Annotated in this window: 1 protein-coding gene; it reads right to left on the bottom strand. The window is 61.7% G+C overall.

The features are described from left to right. Positions 1-353, bottom strand: a 353-nt coding sequence (locus tag BN1119_RS12520) for a DUF489 family protein (RefSeq protein ID WP_041998339.1), incomplete at its 3' end; no start/stop codon positions are given. Between the last annotated feature and the right edge of the window lie 119 nt (positions 354-472).

Raw genomic sequence — 472 nt, 5'->3', positions numbered from 1 at the left:
TGCTGGCGGCCGATCTGGCTGATCCGCTCCCCCAGCATGTTGAGGATGTCCTTGCGCTTGGCGAGTTTACGCTCCAGCGCGATCAGGCTCACCACGTAGCGGGTCAGCTCGGCATTCTTCTGGCTGCCATCGGCCCCCAGCTGTTCCACCAGGGCGCGATAGCCGTCGCGAATGGCCAGGTGGCTGCCGAACACTTCCAGCGGCTGTTTGGGGTCGGTGACCAGAATGCTTTGCAGGCTCTCGCGCAGGGAGGCTTCGTCGCAGGAGCCGTCGCGGGCCACCTTCTGCACCAGGTAGGCGGCCTGGCAGATGCCTGCGAAGGCCATGGTTCTGTCTTGGAATTTGTCGCTCATAGATTCACGGCCCTGTCTTGTTCGTTCACCGGCTGATGCCATGATCCGGCCTGGAAGTTGCCAATCATGTATCGCTGCCTTGTGCTGTTTTTCTTTGTCCCCTCTCCCGCGAGGGGAGA

Origin of the sequence: Aeromonas bivalvium (assembly GCF_000819765.1) — a bacterium.
Taxonomy (GTDB): Bacteria; Pseudomonadota; Gammaproteobacteria; order Enterobacterales; family Aeromonadaceae; genus Aeromonas; species Aeromonas bivalvium.
Note: the sequence above shows the minus strand (reverse complement) of the source record. Positions and strands in the feature narration are given on the sequence as shown.